The 8,385-nt window shown below is 42.3% G+C and carries 4 protein-coding genes; 3 read left to right on the plus strand and 1 reads right to left on the minus strand.

The window, feature by feature from the left end; genetic code table 11:
• Positions 1-752 (plus strand): PolC-type DNA polymerase III (locus AC805_RS12030; protein WP_072143602.1); only part of this gene is annotated, 752 nt, incomplete at its 5' end.
• A gap of 205 nt (positions 753-957) precedes the next feature.
• On the opposite strand, the gene AC805_RS12035 is transcribed toward AC805_RS12030, so the two are convergent.
• Complete coding sequence (locus AC805_RS12035) at positions 958-1,197, minus strand: hypothetical protein (RefSeq protein ID WP_055075667.1); 240 nt, start codon at positions 1,195-1,197, stop codon at positions 958-960.
• A 207-nt stretch (positions 1,198-1,404) separates the two neighbouring features.
• Here AC805_RS12035 and AC805_RS12040 point away from each other — a divergent pair, with 207 nt between their 5' ends.
• Positions 1,405-2,862, plus strand: coding sequence for a PLP-dependent aminotransferase family protein (locus tag AC805_RS12040; RefSeq protein WP_055075670.1), 1,458 nt, complete (start codon positions 1,405-1,407; stop codon positions 2,860-2,862).
• 471 nt (positions 2,863-3,333) lie between these two features.
• The gene (locus tag AC805_RS12045; protein WP_055075668.1) at positions 3,334-7,779 is read left to right on the plus strand and encodes a GAF domain-containing protein; all 4,446 of its coding nucleotides are present in this window, start codon (positions 3,334-3,336) and stop codon (positions 7,777-7,779) included.
• Positions 7,780-8,385: the final 606 nt, after the last annotated feature.

Below are 8,385 nucleotides of genomic sequence, written 5' to 3' on the forward strand. Positions count from 1 at the left end.
GCTCTACTGATATCCTCACCTACTATCGCCATCTCAGTACAGAAGTATTTACAGTAGTTGACTTAGAAACTACTGGGGGGAAGGGCGATCGCGATCGCATTATTGAGATTTCTGTTCTGCAAGCAACCCTTAAAGATGGCATTCAGCAAATCTCGACCGACCTCATCAATCCTCAGATGGAGATTCCCGAGCAAATAGTTAAGTTTACGGGCATCACGCAGCAGATGGTGAGCGATGTCGATAGTAGCGATCGCATTTTGCCTGAATACCTGCCCATGTTACAAACTGGTGTGCTTACCGCCCATAATATTGGGTTTGACTACTCATTTTTGAAGGCGGAATACTATCGATTAGGTATTGATTATCTTGCTCCCGTCCAGCTTTGTACTGTGATGCTCTCCAGACTATTACTCCCCCATTTGCCATCGCGATCGCTGCCTAAGTTAGTGAAGCATTATGGATTTGATGTGGGTAAGTCCCATCGCGCTGAGTCAGATGCGATCGCCTGCTGGTTGCTTTTGGAGAGGCTCTTTTCCCAAATACTTAATGCGGATGACGATGAAATTTTAAATCTGTTTGGGCATCAATGGCTTTCGATCGAAGATATTGCCATGATTTTACAGATTTCTTTAAATGAAGCCGAGGATTTAGTGGCAGCGACGACGATCAAATCGAGATTCTCGCGCCATCGACAGGTAAACCTATACCAACGCAAAGATGTTGAGGATTTAGCTGAAAAATTAAGTAGCTAAGCATCAGTAAGTTTATAGCTACAGTCACTTGACTTAGGACAAATCAAACCCCAAGAATTGACTGGCGGCGCGAAGCGCCGCCAGTCAATTCTTGGGGTTTATGTCCTAGGACAATTGGCGACAGCTATAAAACCTAGAAGAGAGTACCGCCAGTGTAGCGGGCGGTACTCTCTTCTGGTTTTGGTTTTTAATTATGCTGAACTACTTAGAAATAATAGTGACTTTCAATCCAACTCATCACTTCTTCTTCCGAACCTAAGTGAGCGGAATGTCCTGTCTTCGGATCGTAAACATACCAGTAGGTATTGCCGTGGCGATCGCGCTTTTGCCAAACTTGGACTTCTTCATTGTAATGAAAAGATATTTGGAACAACTTTTGGAATGAATTTTGGAATGATTTACGCAGAGCATCCCATAGATTATCGGGAATAAAAGAGACTCTCATAGTTTTGGGAAAGAGTAGTCGTGAATGGTGAATGCCTATTACTTGTATCTTTTAATACAAAAAAAATGAAGGTACAGATCCGATAACTTTTACTAGTACAGTTGTCAAAAAATAAAACTGTTCTAGTGAGATTTGCGAAAACTGTACTAGGCAAGTTGATGGGCGATCGCTATATACTGCTTGCATCATCTTCGCGATGCTTTCCCCATGAGAATTCCCTTAAATCGCTCGGCTCAAGAGCCAATTTACCTGCAAATCCGCGATCGCATTAAGCACTTGATTACGTCAGGATCGCTGCAAGCAGGAGAGCAATTGCCATCGATTCGCGCCCTTGCGGAGAGCGTACAGGTAAATAAATTGACAGTGATTGAAGCCTATAGTGTTCTAGAGGCGGATGGTTTGGTTGAGGCAAAACAAGGGGCGGGATACTTTGTGACTAATTTTGTGACAGATAATGTCAATTTTTCCGAACGTAGCTCGACTCTTGAGCCTGCACAGGAAGTCGTGATTCCCAGTAAATGGGGAGAATCTTTTATCGATCAGTACATGAGTTCCATTCAAGCCCAATTGGATCCAGATGTTATTGACTTTACTTCGGGATTTCCTCGCCCATCGGGACTAGAGGATCTAGCGCGGATTTCGCGCCGAGCGATGACTCAGGTTGCCGATATTCTCTTCAGTTATGACGCTCCGCAAGGACAATTTACGCTGCGCAAGCAGGTAGCACAAATGTTGGCGTGGAAATTAGGCTTGGAGGTTTCTGCGGATAATTTAATTATTACCAATGGTTCCAAACAGGCTTTATCTTTGGCTTTTCAGTACTATTTGCAGGCGGGAGATTGGGCGATCGTTGAGAGTCCAACCTATCACGGTGCGATCGCCATTCTAGAAAAGATGGGGATTAAAGTAATTGGTATTCCCATGCAAAAGGATGGTATGAATCTCGAACTGCTCCATCAATATCTACGAAGCCATCAACCTAAGTTGATTTATACCGTTAGTACTCTTCATAACCCCACAGGGATTACGACATCGCAGGTTCATCGGCGGGAATTAATCTCTTTAGCTGAGAAGTACAATTGCCCAATTTTAGAGGACAATGCCTATGAAGGATTGAATTTTCAACCTGCACCGCCCCCTCTGAAAGTATTGGATAGTAGTGATTTAGTAACTTACATCGGTACGTTTTCTAAAACGCTGATGCCTGGTCTGCGGGTGGGTTATATGGTGTCTTCGGGCAAGCACTATCAATCATTAGTAGAAATCAAACTGCTGCACGATCTGCATGTTTCTACAGTGACCCAAGCGATCGCTAGTGAATATATTGCCTCTGGACATTATCGCCGCCATCTCAATCATCTGCGTTCCATCAACCATCAAAGGCATGATCTGATGTTGCAATCAATGGAACAATATTTCCCTAGTACCGTACGTTGGACAGTGCCCAATGGTGGGCTATTTATTTGGGTGCAATTGCCCAACTCTACGCCAATCCAATTAGTTAGTCAGCAGGCTGCTACTCAAAAGGTGTTAATTGGTAGCGGTAGGGTTTTCTTCCCCGATGGGCAAGGTTATCCAGCTTTGCGTCTGAACTTCTCACAATCTCTAGAAAATATCGAGCGGGGTATTTGCATATTGGGGGATATCCTCAAGCAAAATATCTGAAACCTCAAGATCTGAATGGCGGCGCTTTGCATCGTTACTCATTTTTGTTTTTAACTATGCCGAACTACTCTGAACTACTTGGAGCGATAATATACTTCAGTGCGGCTTATATTTTTTGATGTTTTTAGATTAGGCTCTTGCGGATAAAAAATGTCCTACCAAAGTTATCTCTCGGCTTCGCTCAGCTAATACCAAAGCTCAAAATGGCATAGCCATTTTGAGCTTTGGTATTAGCTGAGTTTGGTTTTTAATTCATAAAAGTGTTGTCACACCTTAGTGAAATGGGATAACGTTGGCTGAGTGAAGTCGAAGCCACAGGTACTTTAATTAATATCAAGTTTCTTACGATCGCTTGAATGCGGTTCTAGACATTTAATTTAGCCATTTAATTTAGCCATTTAATTTAGCCATTTAATTTAGCTTCTTAATTTAGCTTTTTGTATTCATATTCGTTTGGGCAAACTTAATTTCATGCTAAAGCCTCAAATACCATCGAATGAAAGCGATCGCCTAGTGGCGTTAGATCGTTACCATATTCTTGATACCTTGCCAGAGCAAGAATATGACGACTTGACCCAGCTAGCCGCTGACATTTGTGGTGCGCCGATCGCCCTGATTTCTCTCGTCGATCGCGATCGGCAATGGTTTAAATCACGGGTGGGACTTGATGCAACGGAAACCCCAAGAGATGTTTCCTTTTGTGGTCATGCGGTTGCTGAAAACGCGGTTTTGCATGTTTCCGATGCTACTCAAGATTATCGGTTTGCTGATAACCCTTTAGTGGTTGGTGAGCCGAATATTCGTTTTTATGCAGGTGTTCCCTTAAAGACTGCCGATAATTTTACCTTGGGGACTCTATGTGTCCTCGATCGTCAACCGCGAGATCTGACATCACAACAGATCCAACAACTGGAAGCTCTCAGCCGTTTAGTCATGAGCCTGTTAGAGTTGCGGCTCCATAATCAAATATCGCGGTTGCTAACTTCCGTAGTTGAGTGCTCAGATGATGCGATTATTACTAAGACCGTAGAAGGGAATATTACTAGTTGGAACCCTGCTGCCGTAAGGCTATTTGGTTATACCGAAGCCGAAGCGCTGGGGCGCTCAATTCTCATGCTTTTTCCTCCCGATCGCATACATGAGAACGAGCGGAGTCTTAATCTCCTGAACCACAGTGAACGAGGCGATCATTTTGAAACTATCCGTCTTTGTAAGGATGGTACTCCTCGCAATGTTGCGGTAACTCTTTCGCCATTAGTGAATTCTGCGGGTCAGATTGTGGGCGCTTCTAAGATTGTCCGTGATATTAGCGATCGCAAGGCTGCTGAAGCGCAATTACTGAAGCTATCAACTTTTCAACAGGCAATTTTAGATAGCGTTAATTTTGCGATTATCTCCACGGATCTTCAAGGGGTGATTCAATCCTTTAACGCTGGTGCAGAAGCAATGCTGGGTTATAAAGCCTCAGAAATAATTAGCGAAAGTTTGATGATTTTTCACGATCGCTATGAAATTAGCGAGCGATCTCAGCAATTATCCATTGAGTTAAATCAAACGATTGAGGGCTTTGATTTGTTTGCCACCCAGACAAAATTGGGTGAAGTGTTTGAGAAAGAATGGACTTATGTGCGGAAGAATGGCGATCGCCTTCCTGTTTTGCTATCAATGACCACCATTCGTAGTCCTGAAGGAGAAATAACAGGATTTCTCGGTGTTGCTAAGGATATTACCGTTCAGAAGCAAGCCGAGCGCGATCGTCATCGCCGTCGGCAAACCGAAAAGTTAGCGATCTCCCAGAATCAAATTGGGCGAATTCTAGCAGAATCATCAACCTTTAATAAAGCGGCAACGAGGATCTTAGAAACCCTATGCGAACAATTGGCTTGGGATGTCGGCGAATTATGGAGCACAACTACCTATCCGCGTGCTTTGCAATTAATGGTGGGCTATGCTAAACCTGAAATTAATGCGACTGAGTTAATTCAAACGCATCAATTAATGTCCGTTGAATATGGGGCGGGATTAATCGGTTCGGTCTGGGCAGAGGGGACAGCTAAGTGGATTAAAATTGATGAATATCCCACCTTTCGCAATTCAGAAGCTGTCAAGAATTTAGGTTTAAACTATGCCTTTAGTTTCCCGATCCAAGGGGAGCATAAATCAACTTTAGCCATAATTACGATGTTTAGTCGTCAGTACCAACAGTCAAGTCTGGAACTGATGAACCTTATTGCTGCCATAGGTAGGCAAATGGGACAATTTATGGAGAAACGGAAAATAGAGAGAGAACTCCATAAACAGAACTGGCGATCGATGCTCCTGTCTGATATTGCGCTTCGCATTCGTCAATCCCTAGATCTCCCAGAAATTTTGAATACTGCCGTTAAGGAAATTCGCAATTTCCTGAAGACCGATCGCGTCATTATCTATCGCTTTTATAATGATTGGAGTGGAACCGTAGAGGTGGAATCGGTCGATCCTAAATGGATATCCTCGCTCAATCAAGATATTCAAGATACTTGTTTCCAAGCAGGACAATGGCAAGCCTATCAAGAGGGTAAGAAATTGGCGATCGATCGCGTAGAAGATTCTGATTTGAGCGAATGTCACAAGCAACTTTTGGCAAGATTTCAAGTCCAAGCCAATCTTGTGGTGCCGATTATCGAAAATGAGGAACTATGGGGATTATTAATCGCTCACCACTGTGTGTCACCTAGGCATTGGGAATCTTTTGAAATTAGTTTGCTAAGTCAACTTGCCGATCAAATTGGGATTGCGATCGCGCAGTCCCGCTTGCTTGCTCAGGAGAAGAAACAACTTAAGCTCTTGCAAGAGCAGAATATTGCTTTAGAGATCGCACGTGCCGATGCCGAGCAAGCTGCGATCGCTAAAAGCTCCTTTTTGGCGATGATGAGTCATGAGATCCGTACGCCCATGAATGCGGTGATTGGGATGACGGGACTATTGTTGGATACAACTTTAAACGATCAACAGCGGGACTTTGCCCAGACGATCCGTTGTAGTGGCGATCACTTGTTAAATCTCATCAATGAAATTCTGGACTTCTCTAAGTTGGAAGCTGGGGAAATGCTCCTAGAAAACCTTGACTTTGATCTGGAAATTAGTATTGAAGAGGTAGCAGAAATTTTAGCCCCCTTTGCCCAGAGTAAGGAACTAGAGATAGTTACCTTTATTCATACTGATGTTCCTAAATGTATACAGGGCGATGTGGGGAGGTTACGTCAGGTTTTACTAAATTTAGTCAATAATGCGATTAAATTTACAATTCAGGGAGAAATAACCATTGAAGTTAGTCTAATTACAGAAAATGACAGCGAAGCCATGCTACGTTTTGCCGTAATTGATACAGGCATTGGCATTCCGAAGATGGAACAGTCGAAACTATTTCAACCTTTCACTCAAGTTGATGCATCGACAACCCGCCATTATGGAGGGACGGGGTTAGGACTTGCCATTTGCAAGCAAATAGTGGAGCTGATGGGTGGCAAAATTTATTTGGAGAGTCAAGAAAATTGTGGCTCAACTTTTATTTTTGAACTTCTTTTTAAAAAGCAATCCAATTGTCCTTCTGATAACTATGACTTGCCTTCTTTGCAAGGAATGCGAGTACTGGTGGTGGATGATAGTTCTACCAATTGTCGTATTCTCAAGTATCAACTGAATGCTTGGGATATGCGGGTTGACATAACTGAATATCCGATGGATGCGATGTCTCACCTCATCGATGCAGTTAATATTGGCGATCCTTATCAGCTTGTGATATTAGATATGCAAATGCCCGATCTCGATGGGGAAAGCTTGGGTAAGCAAATTAAGGAATCACCGATTCTGAAAAATACCCATTTAATTATGCTTAGTTCTCTCGATCGGACTGATGAGGCTCAAAGGTTACTAGATATTGGTTTCGCCCATTACCTCCGTAAGCCAGTCAAAAAGATTAGATTGTTAAATAGTATCATTAATTCCATTAAGGGGCTTCCTCTAGATCTTGCCATCGTTCCAAGCAAAGATAATAGTCAAAGCCTCGATCCTATTGTTACTTCTAAATTAAAGATTTTGGTAGCCGAAGATAGCCCGATCAACCAAAAAGTTGCAATTAATCAACTCCTTAATTTGGGCTATAGTGCGGATGTAGTGGGTAATGGCAAGGAAGTTCTAGAGCTAGTCGAGCAGATTCACTATGACATGATTCTGATGGATTGTCAGATGCCTATACTGGATGGATATGCCACAACGAGAAAACTTCGTGATTGGGAATCCAAGGCAAATGTGCGCAGACCAATAGTTATTATTGCTTTGACCGCCAATGCGATGAAAGACGATCGCGATCGCTGTTTAGCCGCAGGAATGGATGACTATCTCAGCAAGCCTTTACGAAAGGAAGAACTCGCGGCAATGATTTCTTACTGGAGTCAAGTTATTCCTATTACGCCTCAGGATGATGATTTAGCTATTGCCCATAACTCAGTTCATAGTTTGCCTGTAAATGTAAATCCCGTGGAAATTGCGATCGATGCTAATATTCCCGATGCTAATATTCCCGATGCTAATATTCTTGATGCTAATATTAGTGAATTAGAGATTGATTGGTGCTATCTAGAGGAAATATCTAATAGTAGTGCTGATTTCAGAAGGCAGCTTTTAGAAATCTATGTTAGTTCTTTGTCAGAGCATTTACATTTACTCAAAGTAGCGATCGTCAACCATCAATACCTTGGAGTTGAGCGCGAGTCTCATCTTATTAAGGGGGCAAGCACTGCTTTAGGGTTTAATGGAATTGCTAAACTTGCAGATTTCTTAGAATCTCAAAGTCATCAAGGACAAATTCCTGACCAAGCTATTTCTATATTTGAAAAGATCGTACAAGGAATTAAGCAGATTGAAGGTCTAATTTAAATTTATAACCATGTAAGTAGCTAGGCATAATTAAAAGCCAAGATCAGAGAGTGTAACGCCTGCGTAGCTGGCGTTACACTCGTATAGGTTTTAAGTTTACTTATGCTTAGCTACTTAATACCAAAAATGGCGTAGCTATTTCTTAAACATGGTATGACAGGCTTTGATGGTGTTTAGTTAACCTATCCCGATTCTTGAGTAATACCAATTTCCAAAAGTGTGGCTACACTTTTGGAAATTGAAAACCAAATCCAGTAGGGTTTTAAAATCACAAAATGGCGTAGCCATTTTGTGATTTGGTATAAATTTGAAGCCCTATTTTTATCAGAAATCATTGAGGACTGCTATATAGCCACTTGTCTCAGGACAAAATTACACTTCCAGAGGAGCATGGTGGTGCTTCGCGCCACCATGCTCCTCTGGGGGGATGTATACTCATAAAATTGTCGATAGCTATGTGACCGAAATATAGAATTTCCAGTTGTCTATAAAAGTGTAATACTTGTTATAAGTACCTCAGCATAATTAAAATCTAGATCTAAAATCTGCGGCGCAAGCGTAGCATGCGCTAAAGGTTTTAGGGTTTTATATTTAATTAAGCCCAAC

It is taken from the genome of Pseudanabaena sp. 'Roaring Creek', assembly GCF_001402795.1.
GTDB lineage: Bacteria > Cyanobacteriota > Cyanobacteriia > Pseudanabaenales > Pseudanabaenaceae > Pseudanabaena.